This window comes from Limimaricola hongkongensis DSM 17492, assembly GCF_000600975.2.
GTDB classification, from domain to species: domain Bacteria; phylum Pseudomonadota; class Alphaproteobacteria; order Rhodobacterales; family Rhodobacteraceae; genus Limimaricola; species Limimaricola hongkongensis.
The window spans coordinates 376760-398949 of the sequence record NZ_KK088650.1 but is presented as its reverse complement, the minus strand read 5'-3'; the positions used below and the strand labels follow the sequence as shown (position 1 = coordinate 398949).

Below are 22190 nucleotides of genomic sequence, written 5' to 3'. Positions count from 1 at the left end.
GGGATGCCGACACCCCAAGAGGATGCCGGTTGCCCGGCACCTTGCCACACTTAGTTTGCTTGTCAAAATATATTTTGCCATTTCATCGTGCATGCCGGTAACAATAAAATTCGGGCGCGCCGTATTCGGGAATATTCACTGTATATGGCCAGAGGAGACCCGGAGATAATTCAGGGATCGAACTATGAACGACTCGCATGCCGCCGGGAGGGCCGCCTCCGGGGTCACACCGCCACAAGGCGTCGGCCCCTTGCTGCCCGGCGCCCAGCGCGAGGTCCGGCCCCTGCGCCAGCAGATCCTCGAACATGTCCGCGCCGTGGGCCGCGTCGCCCGCGCCGAGATCAGCCGCGCGCTGGGCGTCAGCGCGGGCTCTGTCACCACGCTCACCTCCGAACTGATCGGCATGGGCCTGCTGCGCGAGGTCGAGAACGCAAGCCCCGCCATCACCACACGCGGACGTCCCCGCGTGGCGCTCGAACTGGTGGCCGAGGGGCGGCTCGTCATCGGCATCAAGATCTCGGATGAACGCAACACCGCCGTGCTGGTCGATTTCGCCGGAACGATCCTCGCCGATGCGGCCCGCCCCGCCCCGCCGATGCGCCGCAGCCTCGACCAGACCTGCGACGAGATCGGCGCGCTGATCGACGCGGTTCTGGCCCAGGCGGGCCGCCCGCGCGAGGAACTGCTCGCCGTGGGCGTCGGGCTGTCGGGCATGGTCGACCACGAAACCGGCACCGTGCTCTGGTCGCCGCATCTGGGCCCCGACATGCCGCTCGGCGCCGAGGCCACCCGCCGCTTCGGCCTGCCGGTGATGATCGACAACGACGCCAACATGCTCACCCTGGCCGAGCTGTGGTTCGGCGTCGGTCGGGAAAGGTCGGATTTCGCGGTCGTCACCATAGAACATGGCCTCGGCATGGGGCTGGTCATCGACAACCGGCTGTATCGCGGCGAACGCCGCATGGGGCTGGAATTGGGCCACACCAAGGTGCAGCTCGACGGCGCGCTGTGCCGATGCGGCAAGCGCGGCTGCCTCGAAGCCTATGTCGCCGATTACGCGCTCGCGCGCGAGGCGGCCACGGCGCTGGGCCGCGCGCCGCAAAGCCCGCAGGTCATGCTCGACGCGCTTTACGCCGAGGCCAAATCCGGCAACCGCGCCGCCCGTTCGATCTTCGATCGCGCGGGGCGATATCTCGCGCTGGGGCTGTCCAACGTGATCCAGCTGTTCGACCCGGAACTGGTCATCCTGTCGGGGGAGCGGATGCGCTATGATTACCTTTATGCCGAGGAGGTGCTGCACGAGATGCGGGCGCTCACCCTCGTCGAGGGGCGCGCGCCCGCACGGGTCGAGCTGCACGCTTGGGGCGATCTGGTCTGGGCCCGTGGCGCCAGCGCCCTCGCGCTCGCCGCCGTCACCGAAACCGTGCTGGCCGAGGCGCGGGCGGCATGAGCGCGCGACAGATCCGGGCCGCGCGCGCAGGGCAGGCCGGACGCCATGCGTATTTGGGGAATGGTGAATGGAAGGGCGCGCTTTTCGGGCTGGCCACGGCGCTGGTGGCCGGGACGGGCATGGCCGAGCCCCGCTTTGAAGACCGCTCCGCCACCCTGCCCGCGCATGTCTATTCGGGCGGGTGGGCGCATTTCGTGGGCGGCGGCGTCGCGGTGTTCGACTGCGACGGCGACGCGCGGCCCGACATCTTCGCGGCAGGCGGCGAAGCCCGCGCGACGTTGATGCGCAATCGCGGCGATTTCGTCTTCGAAACGGCGCCCCTGCCCGATCTCACAGGCGTGACCGGGGCCTACCCGCTCGACGCCGATGCCGACGGGCACCCCGACCTGTTCGTGATGCGCGCCGGTCCGAACCGGCTGCTGCGCGGGCGCGGCGATTGCCGGTTCGAGGACGCGACCGACGCCATGGGCCTGCCACCGGGCGAAGGCTGGACCACCGCCTTCACCGCGTGGTGGGAGGATGACGCCCGGCCCGTCATGGCGGTTGGCAATTATGTCGACCGCGACGATCCCGATGGCCCCTTCGAGGCCTGCGACGACAACGCGATCCTGCGGCCCGAAGGGCGCCGATGGCAGGCAGGGCCGCTGGAACCGGGCTTCTGCGCGCTGTCGATGCTGGCGGCACGCGATGCGCGCGGGAGGCCAAGCCTGCGGATTTCCAACGACCGGCATTACTACGTGCGCGGCGGATACGAGCAGATGTGGGACATCGGTGAGCGGCGCTTTCTGGGCGCGGACGATGGCTGGCCCGCCGTGTCGCTCTGGGGCATGGGCATCGCGTCGCGCGACCTGACCGGCGACGGGCGCGACGAGGTGATGCTCACCTCGATGGGCGACCAGCTTTTGCAACTGGCGCAGCCCGATGGCAGCTATGCCGCCGCGCCGTTTTCCATCGGCTCCTACGCACAGCGACCGCATACCGGCGATGATGGCCGGCCCTCGACCGGCTGGCACGCCGAGTTCGGCGATATCGACAATGACGGGCGCGCCGACCTGTTCATCGCCAAGGGCAATGTCGACCAGATGCCGTCCAACGCCATGCGCGATCCCAACAACCTGCTGATGCAGCAGACCGATGGCCGCTTTGCCGAAGCCTCGGTCGAGGCCGGGATCGCCACCACCGAACGCTCGCGCGGCGCCGCACTCGCGGATTTCGACGGCGACGGGCGGCTCGATCTCGTCGTCGTCAACCGCCGCGCACCGATGGAGCTGTGGCGCAACGTGACCGCAGGCACGGGCCACTGGATCGGGATCGACCTCGCGCAACCGGGGGGCAATCGCGACGCCATCGGCGCGGTGGTGACGGTCGAAACGGATGCCGGGCGGCAGGTGGTGCAACGCACCATCGGCGGCGGCCATGCCGGCGGGCGGCTCGGGCCGCTGCATGTCGGGCTGGGCGCGGCGCGCGCGGCGCGCGTCACCGTCGAATGGCCCGACGGCAGCGTCACCGGCCCGCACGAGGTCGAGATCGACCGCGTCGTCACGCTCGACCGCGCCGCCCTGCCCGGCTGATCTTGCCAGCCCCCGCCTCGGCGCTAGGCTCGCGGTCATGAGCACACGCAGCTACGCCATCGGCGACATCCACGGCCACCCGGAAAAACTCCGGGTGGCGCATGACCTCATCGCGGCCGACCGCGCGCGCACCGGCGACGATCAGAGCCCGGTGATCCATCTTGGCGATCTCACCGATCGCGGTCCCGACAGCCGCGGCGTGATCGAGATGCTGATCGACGGCATCGAGGGCGGCGCGCCGTGGACCGTGGTGCTCGGCAATCACGACCGCATGTTCCGCAAGTTTCTCGACGATCCCGATTGGCAGGACCCCGGCCTGCGGGCCGATCTCGGCTGGCTCAACCCGCGGCTCGGCGGCGACACGACGCTGGAAAGCTACGGCGTGGCCGAGGTTGCGGGCCGTGACCGCCACGAGGTGCATCGCGAGGCGCTCGACAAGGTGCCCCGCGCGCATCGCGACTTTCTCGCGCGCCTGCCGCTCTACCATCTGCGCGGCGAGGCGCTGTTCGTGCATGCGGGCATCCGCCCCGGCGTGCCCATGGGCGAGCAGACCGAAACCGACCTCGTCTGGATCCGCGAGGGCTGGCTCGAGGACGGGCGCGATCACGGCCCGCTCGTGGTGCATGGCCACACCGCGCTCGAACACCCCCGCCACCATGGCAACCGCGTCAACCTCGATGGCGGCGCGGCCTATGGTCGCCCGCTCGCCGCGGCAGTGATCGAGGGGCGCGAGGTCTGGCTGCTCACGCCCGAAGGGCGCCAGCCGCTGCGCCCCGAACCGGGCGCCTAGCGCGGGATCGCGGCGGTCGCCTCGATCTCGAGCAATGCCTCGTCCTCCACCAGGCCGGCGACGATCACCATGGTCATCGCCGGGAAATGGCGCCCCAGCACCCGGCGATAGGCCGCGCCCACCTCCTTTTGCCGCGCGAGATAGTCGCGCTTGTCGATCACGAACCATGTCAGCCGGGTGATGTGCTCGGCCCCGCCGCCCGCCGCCTCGACCACGGCGAGGATGTTGCGCAGCGCCTGTTCCATCTGGCCGATGAAATCATGGCTTTCGAACACCTGTTCGGCGGTCCAGCCGATCTGGCCGCCGACGAAGAGATGACCCTCGGGCGTCATCACGCCGTTGGCATAGCCTTTGGCCGGGGCCCAGCCCTCGGGGTGGATGATCTCATGAGCCATGCGGGGCTTCTCCTTGGGTGAGTGATGCGTCGCCCGCGCGGGCGATCTCCGTCTCGATGGCGGCGCGCAGCGGCGCGGGCCAGCCGACCGGGCGCCCCGTCGCCTGCGCGACATGGACCAGCGTGAAATCCGCGTGCAGCCGCGCCTCGCCCTCGCTGGAAATGTCGATCCGAAGATCGAGGCTGGAACGCCCCAGCCGGGTGGGCCGCAGCACCAGCGCCAGCCGGTCCTCGATCCGGCTCGGCGCGCTGAAGCGCACCTCGCAGCGCGCGGTGGGCACGGCATGGCCGCCACCCACATGGATCGCCCCGAAGGAATGGCCCAGCCGCGCGTCGAACCAGTCCTCGATGCAGGCGTTCAGCATTTCGAAATAACGCGGGTAAAAGACGATCCCCGCCGGGTCGCAATGCTCGAACCGCACCTTGCGCGTGGTCGTGAAGCTCATCTCAGACCCCCAGATAGCGCTGCGCGAGATCGCCCGAAAGCGCCGCGGGCGGCCCGTGCCAGACATCGCGCCCGCGCTCCAGAACCACGCAGTCATCGGCCACGCTCGAAAGCTCGCGCAGCGACTTGTCGACCACGAGGATCGACTGGCCCTGCGATTTCAGCGCGCGGATCGCGGCCCAGATCTCGGCCCGCACCACCGGGGCGAGCCCCTCTGTCGCCTCGTCGAGGATCAAAAGCTTCGGATTGGTCATCAGCGCCCGGCCGATCACCAGCATCTGCTGCTCGCCGCCCGACAGCGTCTCGGCCCGCTGCCCGGCCCGCTCGGCAAGCCGCGGAAACAGGTCGCACACCTTCTCGAAGCTCCACGCGCCGCGGCGCGCGGCGGCGATCAGGTTCTCGCGCACCGTCAGCCCGGCAAAGGCGCGGCGACCTTCGGGCACGAGCCCCAGCCCCAGCCGCGCCGCCTTGTGCGACGGCAGCCGCCCCAGATCGTGCCCGGCAAAGGAAATGCGCCCCGACCGCGCCGCCATCATCCGCGTGATGCAGGCGATGGTGGTGGTCTTGCCCATGCCGTTGCGCCCCATCAAGGCCAGCGCCTGCCCCTCCTTGACGGCGAGCGACACGCCGAACAGCGCCTGGCTCGCGCCATAGGCGGCGTTCAGATCCTCGACTTCGAGAAGCGCGCTCATGCTTCCTCCCCCAGATAGACCCGCTGCACCTCCGGGTCGGCCCGGATCTCGTCCGGCGTGCCGGTGGCGACGACGCGGCCATAGACCAGCACCGACACCCGGTCCGACAACCGGAACACCGCGTCCATGTCGTGCTCCACCAGCAGGATCGGCGCGCGGTGGCGCAAACCGTCGAGCAGGTCGCCAAGCGCGGTCGCACCTTCCGTCCCCATCCCGGCCATCGGCTCGTCGAGCAGGAACAAGGCGGGCCTGAGAGCCAGCGCCATCGCGATCTCCAGCTTGCGCCGCTCGCCATGCGCAAGCTCGGCGGCGGGCACGGCCTCGCGGCCCGAAAGCCCCGCCTGCGCGATGCAATCATGCGCCGTCCCCAGCAGCCCCGCATCTCGCATCACCGGGCGGAAGAAGCGGAAACTCGCCCCCGAGGCGCCCTGCGCCGAGAGCACCACGTTCTGCAGCACCGTGAACTCGGGCGCGACCGACGACACCTGAAAGCTGCGCGCCATGCCCAGCCGGGCCCGTCCCGCCGCATCGACGCCCGCGAGGCTCCGGCCGCGCAGCCGCACCTCGCCCGCATCGGGCGCGATCTCGCCCGAGATCTGCTTGATCAGCGTGGATTTCCCCGCGCCGTTCGGCCCGATCAGCGCGTGGATCTCGCCCGCGCGCAGGTCGAGCGACACGTCGTCGGTCGCCTTGAGCGCGCCGAAGCTTCGGCTCAGGCCCCGGATGTCGAGAATCGGATCAGCCATGGCGCTTGCCCCCCGCAAGGAACCCGATGACGCCGCCGCGCGCGAACAGCACGACGCCCAGGAGCAGCAGCCCGAAGAAGAACTGCCAGTGATCGCTGACGCCCCCCAGCAGGTGTTCGAGCGCGATATAGAGCCCCGCCCCCGCCAGAGGCGCAAACAGCCGCCCCGTGCCGCCGAGGATCAGGAACACCAGAAGCTCGCCCGAGAGATGCCACGACAGCATCGACGGGCTGACGAAACGGTTCAGATCGGCATAAAGCGCGCCCGCCAGCGCCGTGATCGCGCCCGAGATGACGAAGGCCACCAAGAGCACGCCGCCGGGCCGGATGCCCACCGCCATCAGCCGCTGCCGGTTCTGCCGCGCCGCCTGTAGCGCCAGGCCGAAGCGCGAGCGCGCCAGCATGGAGATGAGGCCCAGCATCGCGAAGAGCACGACGCAGACGAGCCCGAAGAATTGCACCGGGTCGAGCGTGTTCAGGCCCGGAAAGCCGTTGCGCACATAGATCGGCAGCCCGTCCTCGCCGCCATAGGCGGGCCAGGAGATGGCGAAGTAGAAGATCATCTGCCCGAAGGCGAGCGTGATCATGATGAAATAGACGCCCGTGGTCCGAAGCGACAGCGCCCCGATCACCAGCGCCGCCAAGGCGCCCACCGCCATGGCGGTGAGCCAGATCACCGGCATCGAGGTCGTGCCCTCGAAGACGAAGGGCCATTCGAACATCGCCGTGTAGTTCAGCGCGTGATGCGCGAGGATGCCCGAGGCGTAGCCCCCCAGCCCGAAATAGGCGGCATGGCCGAAGGAGACGAGCCCGCCGAAGCCCAAGACGAGGTTAAGCCCGGCGCCCGCGATGGCGAGGATCGCCACCTTGGTCGCCAGCGTGACGAGAAAGGTCTCGTCCATCGCCCATGCGCCGAGGCCGAAGCCGATCAGCCCGAGCGCCAGCGCGGCGTTGACGATCTGCGCGCGTGTCATGCGCCCTCCCCGCCCCTCGGGCATTGCCGTCACCTCCGCCGCGCTCATGCCCGCGCTCCGAACAGGCCGCCGGGCTTCACGATCAGCACCAGCGCCATCAGGATGTAGATCGCCATCGAGGCCAGCGCCGCGCCGACGCTCGTGGCTGCCGAGGTTTCCATGAAGAGACCGAAGATCGAGGGCAGCAGCACCCGCCCCATCGTGTCGGTCAGGCCCACCAGCAGCGCGCCCACCAGAGCGCCCTTGATCGAGCCGATGCCGCCGATGACGATCACCACGAAGGCGAGGATCAGCACCGGCTCGCCCATGCCGACCTGCACCGACTGGATCGTGCCGACCAGCGCGCCGGCCATGCCGGCGAGCGCCGCGCCCAGCGCGAAGACCAGCGTGTAGAGGCGGCGAATGTCGACGCCGAGCGCCGCGATCATCTCGCGGTCGGCCTCGCCGGCGCGGACCTGCACGCCGATCCGGGTCTTGCCGATCAGCAGGAACAGCCCGACCGCCACGGCGAGCCCCGCGCCGATGATGGCGAGGCGGAACAGCGAATACTGGATGCCGCCCGGCAGGGTGACGCTGCCCGACAGGCTGGGCGGCACGTTGAGATAGAGCGGAAAGGAGCCGTAGAGCCAGCGCGTGCCTTCCGAGAAGATCAGGATCAGCGCGAAGGTCGCGAGCACCTGGTCGAGATGGTCGCGCGCATAGAGCCTGCGGATCACCGCCACCTCGACGATCGCGCCCGCCGCGGCGGCGGCGGCGATCGAGGCGGCGAGGCCGAGCCAGAACGAGCCGGTCGCGGCGGCGACGCCGGCGCAAGCGAAGGCGCCCACCATGTAGAGCGAGCCATGCGCGAGGTTGATCAGGCCCATGACGCCGAAGACCAGCGTCAGGCCCGCGGCCATGAGAAACAGCATCAGCCCGGACTGAAGCCCGTTCAGAAGCTGCTCTATCAAGAGGATCGTCGACATCGGCTCGCTTTCGTCAGGGGTGCGGCGGGCCGGTCCGGCCCGCCGCGCAGGGGCTTACATGCTGCATTCTTCGGCGTAGGCGTCGCCGCGATCCTCCATCGCGGTGGCGACGATCTTGTTGGTGAGCTGGCCTTCCTCCGAGATCACCTCGCGCACGTAGATGTCCTGCACCGGGTGCTGGTTCGGACCGAAGGCGAAGTCGCCGCGCACGCTGTCGAACTCGGCCGCGCGCAGCGCCTCGCGGAAGGCGTCGGCGTCCGAGACGTCGGCCTTCTCCATCGCCGAGAGCAGCAGCCGCGCCGTGTCGTAGCCCTGCGCCGCGTAGAGCGAGGGCAGGCGGTCGTATTTTTCCTCGAAGGCGGCGACGAAGGCGGCGTTGGCCTCGTTGTCGATGTCCTTCGACCACTGCGCGGTGTTCTTCACGCCGACCGCCGCCTCGCCGATAGCGGGCAGGATATCCTGGCTGAAGGAAAACGCCGGGCCCACGACCGGCATGTCGATGCCCGCCTCGGCCCATTGCTTCATGAAGGAGATGCCCATGCCGCCCGGCAGGAAGAAGAACAGCGCGTCGGCGCCGCTGTCGCGGATCTGCGCGATCTCGGCGGCGTAGTCGGTCTGGCCGAGCTGGGTGTAGACCTCGTTCGCGACCTCGCCCTCGTAGAACCGCTTGAAGCCCGAGAGGCTGTCCTGCCCGGCGGGGTAGTTCGGCGCCATGATGAACATGCGGCCGAAGCCCTCGTCGGTGGCATACTGCCCCGCCGCCTCGTGCAAATTGTCGTTCTGGTAGGAGACCGAGAAGTAGTTCTCGTGGCAGCCCTTGCCCGCGAGCTGCGAGGGCGCGGCATTGGTCGACAGGTAGAACTTGCCCTGCCGCACCGCGCCCGGCACCACCGCCATGGCGAGGTTCGACCAGACGATGCCGGTCAGCACGTCGACATCCTCGGACTGGATCATCTCGTCCGACAGCTGCACCGCCACTTCGGGCTTGCGCTGGTCGTCCTCGATATGGACCTCCAGATCGGGGTTGCCCGCCTTTTCCACCGCGAGCATGAAGCCATCGCGCGTGTCGATCCCGAGGCTGGCGCCGCCGCCCGACAGCGTGGTGATCATGCCGACCTTCACCGGCTCGGCCATGGCTGCCGTGCCCATCATCGACAGCGCCAGCGCGGTCGTCGTCAGAAATCTGGTCATTCTCGTCTCCCTGTGGATGCCGGTCTTGATGCCGGTCATAGATTGGTACGCAAGTGCCAAAGCTCTGGAAAGAGTTCGATTTCGAGCATCCGCTTGAGGTAGCTGACACCCCCCGTGCCGCCCGTCCCGCGCTTGAAGCCGATCACCCGCTCCACCGTGGTGACGTGGTTGAAGCGCCAGCGGCGGAAGTAATCCTCGAAATCCACCAGCTTCTCGGCCAGCTCGTAGAGCGGCCAATGCGTCTCGGGATCGCGATAGACCTCGGTCCAGGCGGTCATCACCCGGTCATCCGGGTGGGACGCCGTCTCGGGCACGTCGAACCCCGCTCGCGCGAGGCAGCCGATGGCGGTGTCATAGAGGCTGGGGCGCGCCAGTTCGGCGCGCAGCTTTTCGACGATGTCGGGACGGTGCTCATGCGGGCCGAGCATCGCTTCGTTGCGGTTGCCGACGGTGAACTCGATCAGCCGGTATTGCCACGACTGAAACCCCGAGGACTGGCCCAGCGCGTCGCGGTAACGGGTGTATTCGCTCGGCGTCATGGTGCGCAGCACGTCCCATGCCGCGTTCATCTGCTCGAAGATCCGCGCCACGCGGGTCAGCATCTTGAAGGCGGGACGCAGCCGGTCCTCGGCGATGGCGCTGCGGGCCGCGTCGAGCTCGTGCAGCGCGAGCCGCATCCACAGCTCGGTCACCTGGTGCTGCACGATGAATAGCATCTCGTCATGCTGGTCGGTGCGCGGGTGCTGCGCGGTGAGCACGGCATCGAGGCCGAGATAATCCGTGTAGGACATCTTGTCCGCGAATTTCATGACGGGATCGTCGGTCACTTGGCCTCCTCGCGCAGGCGAAACCGCTGGATCTTGCCGCTCTCGGTCTTGGGCAGTGTGTCGCAGAAGATAACGCTGCGCGGATATTTATAGGGTGCGATCTGCGCCTTCACGTGGTCCTGCAAAAGCTTGGTCATCGCCGCGCCGCGCTCGGCCCCCTCGGCCAGCACCACATGCGCCTGCACGATCTGTCCGCGATCGGGGTCGGGATGGCCCACCACGGCGCATTCGACCACCGCCTCATGCGACAGAAGCGCCGCCTCGACCTCGGGCGCCGCGATGTTGTAGCCCGCCGAGAGGATGATGTCGTCCGAGCGCGCCGCGAAGTGAAAGCGCCCCGCCTCGTCCTGCACGAAGGCGTCGCCGGTGAGATTCCAGCCGTCGCGCACATAGTCGCGCTGCCGGTCGTCGGCGAGGTAGCGGCAGCCCGTGGGCCCCTTCACGGCCAATTGCCCGACCGTGCCGCGCGGCACCTCGTTCATCTCGTCATCGACCACCTTCGCGACATAGCCCGTGACGGGCCGCCCGGTGCAGCCGGGATGGCTGTCGTCGAGCCGGTTGGTGATGAAGATGTGCAAAAGCTCGGTCGCGCCGATCCCGTCGAGCATCGGCTTGCCGGTCTTTTCCATCCACTCGTGATAGACCGGCGCGGGCAGCGTCTCGCCCGCCGAGACGGCGCAGCGCAGGCTCGACAGGTCCGCCCCCTCCTCCATCGCGCGCAGCATGTGGCGGTAGGCCGTGGGCGCGGTGAAGCAGATGGTGGCTTTGTAGCGCTCGATGATCTCGATCATGTTGGGCGGCGAAGCCGTCTCCAGAAGCGTCGCCGCCGCCCCGAAGCGCAGCGGAAACACCGCGAGACCGCCGAGGCCAAAGGTAAAGGCCAATGGCGGCGAGCCGACGAAGACGTCGTCGGGCGTGACGCCCAGCACCTCCTTGGCGTAACCATCGGCGATGATCAGCAGGTCGCGGTGGAAATGCATGGTCGCCTTGGGCACCCCGGTCGAGCCGGAGGTGAAGCCCAAGAGCGCCACGTCGTCGCGCCCCGTCTCGACCGCGTGAAACGTCACCGGCTTGTCGAGCGCCGCGCGGTCGAGTTCGGCATCGTGGTTGGCGGTGCCGTCGAAGCCCACCACCTTGGCGAGATGCGGGCTGCGCTTGGCGCAGGCGACCATTTCGTCCATCAGCCGCGTGTCGCACAGCGCAAGGCTCACCTCGGCCTTATCGACGATCTTGCACAGCTCGCCCGCGCGCAGCATCGGCATGGTGTTGACCACCACCGCGCCGGCCTTGGTCGCCGCCAACCAGCAGGCGACCATGGCCGGGTTGTTGGCCGAACGGATCAGCACCCGGTTGCCGGGTTTGACCCCGTAATCCTCGACCAGCACCCGCGCGATGCGGTTGGTCCAGTCCATCAGCTCCTTGTAGCTGCGCCGGCGCCCGTTGCCGATCAGCGCGGTATGATCGCCAAGCCCCCGCTCGACCAGCCGGTCGCACAGCTCGACCCCGGCGTTGAGCCGCTCGGGGTAGTCGAAGCCCTCCGTCAGCAGCTCCGGCCACTGGTCGAATGGCGGCAGGTTGTCGCGCGCGAAGCCGTCCTCATGCGCCGTCGGTCCAAGCATCTGTCTTTCCTCCCTGATCCGCACCGCCGGGGCTCTCCCCTTCCCCGGCAGCGCGGTGCCTTGTCCCTAGGCCCCGTTGGCCGCGCCGCCCTTGTCATGCGCCGCCATGGCGGCGCGGGCGATGATGATCTTCTGCACGTCGCTCGCGCCTTCGTAGATCCGAAGCGCGCGGATCTCGCGGTAGAGCGTCTCGGGCACCGAGCCCGATCGCACCCCGTCGCCGCCATGAAGCTGCACCGCCGCGTCGATGATCTTCTGCGCTTCCTCGGTCGAGAACAGCTTGGCCATCGCCGCCTCGCGACTGACGCGCGGCGCGCCCATGTCCTTCATCCACGCCGCGCGATAGGTCAGCAGCGCGCCCGCATCGATGCCGTGCGCCATCTCGGCGATGTGGCCCTGCACCATCTGCATCTCGAACAGCGGCGCGCCGAACAGCTCGCGCGAGGACGCCCGATCGAGGCTCGCATCCATGGCGCGGCGGGCAAAGCCCAAGCTGGCCGCCGCCACCGTCGAGCGGAACACGTCGAGCACCGACATGGCGATCCGAAAGCCTTCGCCCGGCGCGCCGATGATGGCGTCGGCGGGCAGGCGCACATCTTCGAAGGACAGCCGCGCCAACGGGTGCGGCGCGATGGTGTCGAGCCGCTCGGCCACGCCAAGCCCGGCCGTGTCGGCGGGCACGACAAAGGCCGACAGCCCCTTGGCGCCCGGCCCTTCGCCGGTGCGGGCAAAGACCACGTAGAGATCGGCGATGCCGCCATTCGAGATCCAGGTCTTCTCGCCGCTGAGCACCCAGTCATCGCCGTCGCGCCGCGCCGTCATGGCGAGGTTGGCGACATCCGATCCCGATTGCGGCTCGGTCAGCGCAAAGGCCGAGATCGCCGCACCGCTGCGCACCTTCGGCAGCCATTCGGACTTTTGCGCATCCGAGCCGAACAGCGTGATCGCGCCCGAGCCCAACCCCTGCATCGCGAAGGCGAAATCGGCCAGCCCGTCATGCCGCGCCAGCGTTTCGCGGATCAGGCACAGGCTGCGCACATCGAGCTTGCCGTCCTCGGAGGCCGCGTGCTCCAGCCAGCCGCCCTGTCCCAGCTTGGCCACCAGGTCGCGGCAGGCGGCATCGGTGTCGGCGTGGTCGATCTCGCCCAGGCGCCGCCCGGCCCAACGCTCCAGCGCATCGGACAGCTCGCGGTGCTTCTCTTCGAAAAAGGGCCAGTCGAGATAGGAGCGGTCGGCCATGTCAGTCCCCCTCGAAGACGGGTTTTTCTTTTGCCATGAAGGCGCGGTAGGCGCGGCGGAAATCCTCGGTCTGCATGCAGATCGCCTGCGCCTGCGCCTCGGCCTCGATCGCGCGCTCCAACCCCATGTCCCATTCCTGCAAGAGCATGGTCTTGGTCATCATGTTGGCAAAGCGCGGCCCGGCGGCGATGCGGGACGCCAGCTTCAGCGCCTCGGCCTCCAGCTCCTGCGCGCCGACGAGACGGTTGTAAAAGCCCCAGCGCTCGCCCTCATCGGCGCTCATCACCCGCCCGGTATAAAGCAGCTCCGCCGCCCGCCCCTGCCCGATGATGCGCGGCAGCATGGCGCAGGCGCCCATGTCGCAGCCCGCGAGGCCGACGCGGTTGAACAGGAAGGCCGTCTTGGCCTCCGGCGTGGCGATGCGGATGTCCGAGGCCATGGCAAGGATCGCGCCCGCGCCGACCGCGACGCCGTCGACGGCGGCGACGACCGGCTTGCCGCAGGTCAGCATCGCCTTCACCAGATCGCCGGTCATCCGGGTGAAACCCATCAGGCCCTTCATGTCCATCTCGGTGAGCGGGCCGATGATGTCCTCGACATCGCCGCCCGAGCTGAAATTGCCGCCATTGGGGGCGATGACGACGGCGTGGGTTTCGTCATCCGAGGCCAGGTCGCGGAACCAGTCGCGCAGCGCCGCGTAGCTTTGAAACGTGAAGGGGTTCTTGCGTTCGGGCCGGTCGAGCCGGACCACCGCGACCGCGCCTTCGCGCTCCAGCTTGAAATGCGCGCTCATCGCTTCTCCTCCAGATCGCGGGAGACGATGTCGAGATCCTCCATGATCCGCATCGCCTCGGCTTCGGTGATCGCGCCCATCAGCTCGTTCACCCATGTCTCATGCGCCGCAGCCAGCGTGTCGAAATGCACCTTCCCCTCGCCGGTGAGCCGCACCTCCATCGCCCGCCGATCGCCTGCCACGGCGCGGCGCTCGGCATGGCCCTCGGTCTCAAGCCGGTCGACGATGCCGGTGACGTTGCCGTTCGACACGCGCAGGCGGCGCGACAGCTCGGACATCTTGAGCCCCTCGGGACTGCGCGCCAGCGCCGCCATCACGTCGAAACGCGGCAGGGTGGTGCCGAACTCGGTGCGCAGCCGGTCGCGCAGCGCGGTTTCCACCGCGTTCGAGGTTTTCAGCAGCTTGAGCCACAGCCTGAGCCGCGTCTTGCCCATCTTGGCCTGCACCTCGACGCTCATACCTCGCCCCCCGAGACCGAAATCGCCTGCCCGGTCACCGCGCCGGCGCCATCGCCCGCGAGCCACAGCACCGCGTCGGCCACCTCCTCGGGACGCACGAAGCGGCCCTGCGGGTTGCCCGAGGCGAGCGCCTTGGCGGCCTCCTCGCGCGAGCGCCCGGTCTTGGCGACGATGTTGTCGATGCTCTCCTCCAGCATCGGCGTTTCGGCAAAGCCGGGGCAGATGGCGTTGACGGTGATCGGCGTCTTCGCCAGCTCCAGCGCCAGCGACCGTGTCAGCCCGACCACCGCGTGCTTGGCCGCGACATAGCCCGAGACGTAAGGATAGCCCTTGAGCCCGGCGGTCGAGGCAATGGCGATGAGCCGCCCGCGCCCCGCCTCGCGCATCCCCGGCAGCACCGCCTGCCACAGGTTGAACACGCCGTGCAGGTTGACGGCCAGCATCGCGTCGAGATCCTGCGCCGTGGTCTTGGCAAAGGGCTTGCTCTCGGCCGCACCGGCATTGGCGACGGCGATGGTCACGGGGCCGCGCTCTTGCGACGCCTGCTCCACGACGCGCGTCACCTCACCTGCGCGCGTCACGTCCCCCGTGATCCATCCCATCTCCGCCTGTCCCTCGGCGGTCTCTCGAAGCGGCGCCTCGCGCCGACCCGTGATCGTGACGCGGGCCCCATGGGCGGCCAGCGCCTGTGCGATGGCGCGCCCCACCCCGGTGCCGCCGCCGGTGACCAGCGCGTGATGTCCCTCGAGCCGCATCAGACCGGCCCCACGGTCTGATCGGCCTTGTCCGCGAGCCGCCACGCCTGATCGCGCCCGGCAAGATAGGGGTCGGGCCAATGCTCGGCCCGGTCGCCGATCTGCGTCGCGGTGTGCAGCGTCCAGTAGGGATCGGCGAGATGCGGCCGCGCGATGGCGACGAGATCGGCGCGGCCCGCCATCAGGATCGAATTGACGTGGTCGGCCTCGTAGATGTTGCCGACCGCCATGGTCGCCAGCCCTGCTTCGTTGCGGATGCGGTCGGAAAACGGCGTCTGGAACATCCGGCCATAGACCGGCTTGGCCTCGACGCTGGTCTGCCCGGCCGAGACGTCGATCAGGTCGGCCCCGGCCTGCGCGAAGGCGCGCGCGATCTCGACCGCCTCGTCGGGCGTCACGCCATCCGCGCCGACCCAGTCATTGGCCGATATCCGTACCGACATCGGCTTGTTCTCGGGCCAAGCCGCGCGCATCGCGCGGAACACTTCCAAGGGCCAGCGCAGCCGGTTCTCCAGCGATCCGCCGTAGTCGTCGGTGCGCCGGTTCGAGGTCGGCGAGATGAAGGACGACACGAGGTAGCCATGCGCGGCGTGCAGCTCGATCATGTCGAAGCCCGCGCGTTCGGCCATTTCGGTCGCGGCCACGAACTGCGCCGTCACCTCCTCCATGTCGCCGCGCGTCATCTCGCGCGGCGCGGGATTGTTGTCCGACCACGGGATCGGGCTGGCCGAGATGGTCTCCCAGTTGCCCGCCTTCAGCGGCGCGTCCATCTCCTCCCAGCCAAGCTGGGTCGAGCCCTTGCGCCCCGAATGGCCGATCTGGCAGCAGAACTTCGCTTGCGTCTCGGCATGGACGAAATCGACGATCCGTTTCCATGCCGTCTCGTGCTCGGGCGCATAGAGCCCCGGACAGCCCGGCGTGATCCTACCTTGCGCCGACACGCAGGTCATCTCGGTATAGACCAGCCCCGCGCCGCCCTTGGCCCGCTCGCCCAGATGCACGAGATGCCAGTCGGTCGGCGCGCCGTCCACGGCCTTGTACTGCGCCATGGGCGAGACGACGACGCGGTTCTTCAGCTCCAGCCCCCGCATCCGGTAGGGCGCGAACATCGGTGCGCGAACGGGCGCGTCATCGGGCAGCCCGGCGCGGGCCTGGAACCAGCGCTCGGCATCCTGGAGCCAGTCGGGATCGCGCAGGCGCAGGTTTTCATGGCTGATCCGCTGGCTGCGGGTGAGCAGCGAATAGTTGAACTGGACCGGGTCGAGATCGAGGTAACGGCCCACCTCCTCGAACCACTCCATCGAGTTGCGCGCCGCCGATTGCAGGCGCAGCACCTCGACCCGGCGCGCCTCTTCGTAGCTCTCGAACGCGGTGGTGAGATCCGGCGCGGCGGTGATCTCGTCGGCCAGCGCGATCGCGCTTTCGAGCGCCAGCTTGGTCCCCGATCCGATCGAGAAATGCGCGGTCGCGGCGGCATCGCCCAGCAGCACGATGTTGTCGCTGTACCAGCGCTCGCACAGCACGCGGGGGAAGTTGATCCAGGCCGAACCGCGGATGTGGCGGGCATTGGTCATCAAAGGATGACCGCCCAGATGATCGCGGAAGATCTCTTCGCACACGGCGATGGAGTCCTCCTGGCTCATCGCGTCGAAGCCCCAGGCCTCATAGGTCTCGGGCGCGCATTCGACGATGAAGGTCGCGGTGCCCGGCTCGAACTGGTAGGCATGCGCCCAGACCCAGCCATGCCTGGTCCGCTCGAAGATGAAGGTGAAGGCGTCGGCAAAGGTCTGGGTCGTGCCGAGCCATGTGAAATGGCAGCGGCGGCGGTCGATCTCGGGGCGGAACACCTCTTCGAACTCGGTTCGGGTACGGGAATTCAGACCGTCGGCGGCGACGACGAGATCGTAATCGGCGGCATACTCCGCGGCACTGCCCACCTCCGCTTCGAAGCGCAGCTCCACGCCCAGATCGCGCGCCCGCTCCTGCAACAACAGCAGCAGCCGCTTGCGCCCGATGCCGCAGAACCCATGGCCGGTGGAGGTGATGCGGGTGCCGTCCTTGACCACCGCGACATCGTCCCAATAGGCGAAATGCGCGCGGATCGCGGCGGCGGAAACCGCGTCATTGGCCGCGAGATTGTCGAGCGTTTCGTCCGACAGCACCACGCCCCAGCCAAAGGTGTCGTCGGCGCGGTTGCGCTCGATCACCACGATCTCGTGCGCGGGATCGCGCAGCTTGGCCGATATGGCGAAGTAGAGCCCCGCCGGTCCTCCCCCGATGCACGCGATCCTCATGGCCCCTCCCCGAGCTGACAGGAAAACGCTAGGCCGGGCCGCGATTCATTTCAAGTTTAAAATATATTTGCCTAAAGCATTTCAGGGGCCGGGTCGCCAAGCCGGCGCGCGGGGTCAGCCGACCATCTCGTCGATCTCCACCTCGTAGCCCCACAGCTCGCGCAGGCAATCGAGCGTCGCCTCGCGGTCGCGCGCATCGAGCGGCACCTCGTTGCGCAGCACGTGGCGCAGGCGCAGCACCCGATCGCCCGCGAGGTCGGCGTCGACGATCTCGATGTCGGGCGCGCGGTGCGACAGGTCATAGCTGTGCGCCAGCGTGTCGCGCAGCGCGTGGTAGCCGCCCGCATCGTGGATCGCCGTGACCCTCATGGTGTCCTCGCTTTCGGCGTCGCGCAGCGCAAACAGCCGCAGGTCGCGCATCACCTTGGGGCTCAGGAATTGCTGGATGAAGCTTTCATCGCGGAAATTGGCCCAGGCATCTTTCAGCACCCCGCGCCAGTCGCCGCAGCCGGCGATGGCGGGAAACCAGTCGCGATCCTCCTGCTCGGGGCTCTCGCAGATGCGGCGGATGTCGCGCATCATCGCGAAGCCCAGCGCATAGGGGTTGATGCCCGAATAGCCCGGATGATCATAGCCCGGCTGGAACAGCACGCTCGAATGGCTGTGCAGGATTTCGAGCATCGCGCCATCGCCGATCCGGCCCTGCTCGTGCAGCTTGCTCAGGATATGGAAATGCACGAAGCAGGCGCAGCCCTCGTTCATCACCTGCGTCTGGCGCTGCGGATAGAAATACTGCGCGAGGTTGCGCACGATCCGGAGCACCTGCCGCTGCCACGGCTCCAGCACCGGGCTGTGGCGTTCGAGGAAATAGATCAGGTTCTCTTCGGGCAGGCCAAGCGCGTGGCGCCGCTCCGTGCTGGCGTTTTCATGGCCCGGCGACCGATGCTCGGCCTCGATCCGGCTCCACAGGTAATGCGCGGCCCGCTCGTCCTCCTCGATCCGCTTTTCGGCGCGCTCGGCCTCGGCCCGAAGCGACGGCTGCGCCGGGCGGCGATGCCGGAACACGGATGCGTTCATCAGCGCATGCGCCGCATCGAGCGTCCGCTCCACCCGGCCCGGCCCGTACCTCTCCTCGCACTGGCTCAGGAAGCCGCGCGCGTAATCGAGGTAATCGAGAATGCCGCGCGCGTCGGTCCATTGCCGGAACAGGTGGTTGGACTTGAAGAAATGGTTGTGGCCAAAGGCGGCATGGGCGATCACCAGCGCCTGCATCGGCATGGTGTTCTCTTCGAGGCAATAGCAGATGCAGGGGTCGGAGTTGATGACGATCTCGTAGGCCAACCCCTGCGCGCCCTTGGAATAGAGCCGCTCGTGATGGATGAACTGCTTGCCGAAGGACCAGTGGCGATACATCAGCGGCATGCCGGTGGCCGAATAGGCGTCGAGCATCTGCTCGGTCGAGATGATCTCGATCTGGTTGGGATAGGTGTCGAGCCCGAGATCCTCGCGCGCGATCTTCTCGATCGCGTCGGTGGTGCGCCGCAGCGTGTCGAAATTCCAGTCGGGCCCGTCGAACAACAGATCAGCCATGGGCAACCTCCCTGCGGCGGGCAAAGAGATCGCGGAACACCGGGTAGATGTCGGCCGACCCCGCCACGCGGCGCATCGCGAAATTCGGCCATCGCTCGGCCACCTCGCGGTAGGCCATCCACAGCTCGGTGCCGCGCGCCGCATCGCGCAGGATGCGCGCCTCGGCCTCGCCGATGATCTCGACATAGGCGAAGTGCTGGCAGATCTTCAAAAGCTCGCTTTCGAGCCAGATCTGGCAATCGCGGCTGTCGCCCTGGTAGTTGTCGCCATCCGAGGCCTGGGCGGCATAGATGTTCCATTCCGAGGCCGGGTAGCGTTCGGACTGCACGCGGTTCATCTCCGCCAGCGCGGTCGAGACCATGGTGCCGCCGCTTTCGCGCGAATAGAAGAAGGTCTGCTCGTCGACCTCGGAGGCGAGATGCGTGTGCCGGATGAAGACGAGATCCACCGTCTCGTAGCGCCGCGTGAGAAACAGGTGCAAGAGCACGAAGAACCGCTTGGCGAGATCCTTTTCGCGCGCCCCCATCGAGGCCGAGACATCCATCAGGCAGAACATCACCGCCTGCGCGCGCGGCTCGGGCTGGGGTTCGAAATGGCTGTAGCGCAAATCGAGCGGGTCGAGATAGGGCACCCGCTTGCGATGCGCGGTCGCAGCCTCCAGCTCGGCCTGAAGTCTGGCCATTTCCGCGCGCTGCGCCGCATCGGGTTCGAACACCGCCTCGAGCGCGAAGAGCCGGTCGCGCAGATCGTCGAGATGCGCGTCAGACGGGCGGCGCAGCGCGATGCGCCTTCCCATGGCGCGGCGCATGGTGCGGCCCACGTTGAGATTGGCGGGCGCGCCGGTGACCGACAGCCCGGCCCGGCGCGGCCGCCGCACCGCGCTGCCCGCGAGAGAGCGTTTCACGAGGTCGGGCAGTTCGAGATCCTCGAAGAAGATGTCGAGAAACTCGTCGCGCGACAGGGCGAAGACGAAATCATCCTCGCCCTCGCCATCGGGCGCGCCCTTGCGCCCCGCCCCGCCGCCGCCCGGCGGCGGGCGCGGAATTTCATCGCCCGCGCGGTATTCGCGGTTGCCCGGCAGCACGCCTTCGCGCGTGCCGCCCTTGGTGGCGTGATGAAAGCTCGGCTCGGAGAGGCTGTCGCGCGGCACCGCGACATCGGTGCCCGCCTCCATGTCGGTGATGCCGCGCTTGCGCACGGAGGCATCCACCGCCTCGCGCACATGCGCCTTGATGCGGCCGATGAAGCGGCGGCGATTGCCGGTGCTGCGGCCCTTGGGGTTGAGACGGCGGTCGATGAAATGCGTCATGGCCGGGCGCTCCTCATCCCGCCTTGTTCACCCGCATGTACCACTCGACGAGCCTCCTGACCTGGCGCGGCGTATAGCCCCGCTCGCCCATCCGCTCGACGAATTCGGTGTGCTTGGCATCGGTGTCCTTGTCGCGCTTGGCGCCAAAGCTCACCACCGGCAGCAGGTCCTCGACCCGGCTGAACATCCGCTTCTCGATCACCCGGCGCAGTTTTTCATAGCCGCGCCAATCGGGGTTGCGCCCTTCGTTCTCGGCCCGCGCGCGCAGCACGAACTTCACGACCTCGTTGCGGAAATCCTTGGGGTTCGACACGCCCGCCGGTTTCTCGATCTTGGCCAGCTCCGCCTCGAGCACGTCGCGGTCGAACATCTGCCCGGTGTCGGGATCCTTGAAATCCTGGTCCTCGATCCACGCATCGGCATAGGCGATGTAGCGGTCGAACAGGTTCTGGCCGTAATCGGAATAGCTTTCGAGATAGGCCTTCTGGATCTCCTCGCCGATGAACTCGGCATAGCGCGGCGCGAGGTCCGATTTCAGGAAATCGAGATAGCGCGCCTCCACCTCCTCGGCGAACTGCTCGCGCCGCACCGCCTGTTCGAGCACATACATCAAATGCACCGGATCGGCGCCGACCTCTTCGACGTCGTGGTTGATCGTCTCGGCCAGCACCTTGAAGGCAAAGCGGGTCGACACGCCGGTCATGCCCTCGTCGGCGCCCGCCGCGTCGCGGTATTCCTGCAAACTGCGCGCCTTGGGGTCGGTGTGCTTGAGCGTTTCGCCGTCATAGGTCCGAAGCTTGGCGTGCAGCGTCGAATTTTCGTGCTCCTGCAGCCGCGTCAGCACCGAAAAGCGCGCCAGGATCGGCAGCGTCTCGGGCGCGCAGGGCGCGGCCCCGAGCGAGCTTTCGCGCAACAGCTTGGAATAGATCCGCGCCTCTTCGGTGGCGCGCAGGCAATAGGGGATCTTCACCACCGAGATCCGGTCGAGAAACGCCTCGTTGTTGCGGTTGCCCTTGAACTGGCGCCACTCGGCCTCGTTCGAGTGGGCGATGATCAGACCCTGATAGGGCATCGCGCCGATGTTCTCGGTGCCGGTGTAGCTGCCCTCCTGCGTGGCGGTCAAAAGCGGGTGCAGCACCTTGATCGGCGCCTTGAACATCTCGACGAATTCCAAAAGCCCCTGCGTGGTGCGGTTGAGCCCGCCCGAGTAGCTGTAGGCGTCGGGATCGTCCTGCCCCATGTGTTCGAGCTTGCGGATGTCGAGCTTGCCGACCAGCGCCGAGACGTCCTGGTTGTTCTCGTCGCCCGGCTCGGTCTTGGTCACGCCGATCTGGCGCAGCCGCGACGGCTGCATCCGCACCACGGAAAAGCGCGAGATGTCGCCGCCATATTCCTCCAGCCGCTTGACCGCCCAAGGAGAGATCAGCCCGGTCAGCAGGCGGCGCGGAATGTCGTACTTGTCCTCCAGAAGATCGCCGAAGCGGTCGCGGTCGAACAGGCCCAGCGGGCTTTCGAACACCGGGCTGAGCTGGTCGCCCGCCTTCAGGACATAGATCGGCTCCTTTTCCATCAGCGCCTTGAGGATCTCGGCGATGGTGGATTTGCCGCCGCCCACGGGCCCGAGCAGGTAGAGGATCTGCTTGCGCTCCTCCAGGCCCTGGCTGGCATGGCGGAAGAAGCCGACGATCCGCTCGACCACCTCCTCGTTGCCATAGAGGCTCTCGAAGGCGCGGTAGATCTTGACGGTGCGGTTGAGAAAGATCCGACCCAGCCTTTGATCATGGCTCGTGTCGACCATCTCGGGCTCGCCTATGGCGCGCATCATGCGCTCGGCGGCGGTGGCGCGCACCGACGGGTCCTCCCGACATCGCAGGAGGTATTCCTGCAGGCTCAGCTCCTCGGTGCGCGAGCTGGCATAGCTTTCGGCGTAGCGGGTAAAGACATCCATCGGCCCATTCTCTCGTCGGTTGGCGCGCAAGCCGCGCGCAGTCCCGTCCCCCACAGGCGAATCTTTTTCTTTCCATCATATTATGTGGTGATGGCGATCTGGCAAATCACGGAGATTTACCATGCGTCACACATCATGTTT

At 67.9% G+C, this 22190-nt stretch carries 20 protein-coding genes; 3 read left to right on the top strand and 17 right to left on the bottom strand.

Annotated elements, in window-relative coordinates; genetic code table 11:
- Positions 1 to 184: 184 nt before the first annotated feature.
- From LOKHON_RS06565 to LOKHON_RS06555, 3 genes are read left to right on the top strand one after another with little or no spacing between them, the layout of a single operon-like run.
- Positions 185 to 1450, top strand: coding sequence for an ROK family protein (locus tag LOKHON_RS06565; RefSeq protein WP_017928464.1), 1266 nt, complete (start codon positions 185 to 187; stop codon positions 1448 to 1450).
- Complete coding sequence (locus LOKHON_RS06560; RefSeq protein ID WP_017928463.1) at positions 1447 to 3021, top strand: CRTAC1 family protein; 1575 nt, start codon at positions 1447 to 1449, stop codon at positions 3019 to 3021. The genes LOKHON_RS06565 and LOKHON_RS06560 overlap by 4 nt, the downstream gene beginning before the upstream one ends.
- A gap of 37 nt (positions 3022 to 3058) precedes the next feature.
- Positions 3059 to 3811, top strand: coding sequence for a metallophosphoesterase (locus tag LOKHON_RS06555; protein WP_017928462.1), 753 nt, complete (start codon positions 3059 to 3061; stop codon positions 3809 to 3811).
- Here the strand turns inward: LOKHON_RS06555 and LOKHON_RS06550 are convergent.
- The 17 genes from LOKHON_RS06550 to LOKHON_RS06470 form a co-directional block, all read right to left on the bottom strand.
- Positions 3808 to 4206 carry a RidA family protein gene (locus tag LOKHON_RS06550; RefSeq protein ID WP_017928461.1) on the bottom strand — a complete coding sequence of 133 codons (399 nt, stop codon included), beginning with the start codon at positions 4204 to 4206 and terminating at the stop codon, positions 3808 to 3810. The genes LOKHON_RS06555 and LOKHON_RS06550 overlap by 4 nt on opposite strands.
- Positions 4196 to 4651 carry an acyl-CoA thioesterase gene (locus LOKHON_RS06545; protein ID WP_017928460.1) on the bottom strand — a complete coding sequence of 152 codons (456 nt, stop codon included), beginning with the start codon at positions 4649 to 4651 and terminating at the stop codon, positions 4196 to 4198. Before LOKHON_RS06545 ends, LOKHON_RS06550 begins: the two co-directional genes overlap by 11 nt.
- 1 nt (position 4652) lies before the next feature.
- On the bottom strand, positions 4653 to 5342 hold the full coding sequence (locus tag LOKHON_RS06540) for an ABC transporter ATP-binding protein (RefSeq protein ID WP_017928459.1): 690 nt from the start codon (positions 5340 to 5342) through the stop codon (positions 4653 to 4655).
- Positions 5339 to 6088: an ABC transporter ATP-binding protein gene (locus LOKHON_RS06535; RefSeq protein ID WP_017928458.1), complete on the bottom strand. Its 750-nt coding sequence runs from the start codon at positions 6086 to 6088 to the stop codon at positions 5339 to 5341. Before LOKHON_RS06535 ends, LOKHON_RS06540 begins: the two co-directional genes overlap by 4 nt.
- Positions 6081 to 7061 carry a branched-chain amino acid ABC transporter permease gene (locus tag LOKHON_RS06530; protein WP_017928457.1) on the bottom strand — a complete coding sequence of 327 codons (981 nt, stop codon included), beginning with the start codon at positions 7059 to 7061 and terminating at the stop codon, positions 6081 to 6083. The genes LOKHON_RS06535 and LOKHON_RS06530 overlap by 8 nt, the downstream gene beginning before the upstream one ends.
- 44 nt (positions 7062 to 7105) lie before the next feature.
- Positions 7106 to 8026 carry a branched-chain amino acid ABC transporter permease gene (locus tag LOKHON_RS06525; protein WP_017928456.1) on the bottom strand — a complete coding sequence of 307 codons (921 nt, stop codon included), beginning with the start codon at positions 8024 to 8026 and terminating at the stop codon, positions 7106 to 7108.
- Between the two features lie 54 nt (positions 8027 to 8080).
- Positions 8081 to 9217: an ABC transporter substrate-binding protein gene (locus LOKHON_RS06520; protein ID WP_017928455.1), complete on the bottom strand. Its 1137-nt coding sequence runs from the start codon at positions 9215 to 9217 to the stop codon at positions 8081 to 8083.
- A gap of 35 nt (positions 9218 to 9252) precedes the next feature.
- The gene (kynA, locus tag LOKHON_RS06515; protein ID WP_051059648.1) at positions 9253 to 10026 is read right to left on the bottom strand and encodes a tryptophan 2,3-dioxygenase; all 774 of its coding nucleotides are present in this window, start codon (positions 10024 to 10026) and stop codon (positions 9253 to 9255) included.
- Positions 10027 to 10040: 14 nt separating this feature from the next.
- The gene (locus LOKHON_RS06510) at positions 10041 to 11663 is read right to left on the bottom strand and encodes an AMP-binding protein (RefSeq protein WP_017928453.1); all 1623 of its coding nucleotides are present in this window, start codon (positions 11661 to 11663) and stop codon (positions 10041 to 10043) included.
- A gap of 66 nt (positions 11664 to 11729) precedes the next feature.
- A complete protein-coding gene (locus tag LOKHON_RS06505) occupies positions 11730 to 12902 on the bottom strand; it encodes an acyl-CoA dehydrogenase family protein (protein WP_017928452.1) in 1173 nt (390 codons plus the stop codon).
- A gap of 1 nt (position 12903) precedes the next feature.
- Positions 12904 to 13695, bottom strand: coding sequence for an enoyl-CoA hydratase family protein (locus tag LOKHON_RS06500; protein WP_017928451.1), 792 nt, complete (start codon positions 13693 to 13695; stop codon positions 12904 to 12906).
- Entirely contained in the window at positions 13692 to 14153 is a 462-nt protein-coding gene (locus LOKHON_RS06495) for a MarR family winged helix-turn-helix transcriptional regulator (protein ID WP_017928450.1), read from the bottom strand. Before LOKHON_RS06495 ends, LOKHON_RS06500 begins: the two co-directional genes overlap by 4 nt.
- Complete coding sequence (locus LOKHON_RS06490; protein WP_017928449.1) at positions 14150 to 14908, bottom strand: SDR family NAD(P)-dependent oxidoreductase; 759 nt, start codon at positions 14906 to 14908, stop codon at positions 14150 to 14152. Before LOKHON_RS06490 ends, LOKHON_RS06495 begins: the two co-directional genes overlap by 4 nt.
- Positions 14908 to 17202, bottom strand: a complete 2295-nt coding sequence (locus LOKHON_RS06485) for a bifunctional salicylyl-CoA 5-hydroxylase/oxidoreductase (protein ID WP_017928448.1) — start codon at positions 17200 to 17202, stop codon at positions 14908 to 14910. Before LOKHON_RS06485 ends, LOKHON_RS06490 begins: the two co-directional genes overlap by 1 nt.
- Before the next feature lie 114 nt (positions 17203 to 17316).
- A complete protein-coding gene (locus LOKHON_RS06480) occupies positions 17317 to 18792 on the bottom strand; it encodes a SpoVR family protein (protein WP_017928447.1) in 1476 nt (491 codons plus the stop codon).
- Positions 18785 to 20101 (bottom strand): YeaH/YhbH family protein, encoded by a 1317-nt coding sequence (locus tag LOKHON_RS06475; RefSeq protein WP_017928446.1) that lies wholly within the window; start codon positions 20099 to 20101, stop codon positions 18785 to 18787. Before LOKHON_RS06475 ends, LOKHON_RS06480 begins: the two co-directional genes overlap by 8 nt.
- 13 nt (positions 20102 to 20114) lie before the next feature.
- Positions 20115 to 22049 carry a PrkA family serine protein kinase gene (locus LOKHON_RS06470; protein ID WP_017928445.1) on the bottom strand — a complete coding sequence of 645 codons (1935 nt, stop codon included), beginning with the start codon at positions 22047 to 22049 and terminating at the stop codon, positions 20115 to 20117.
- Positions 22050 to 22190: the final 141 nt, after the last annotated feature.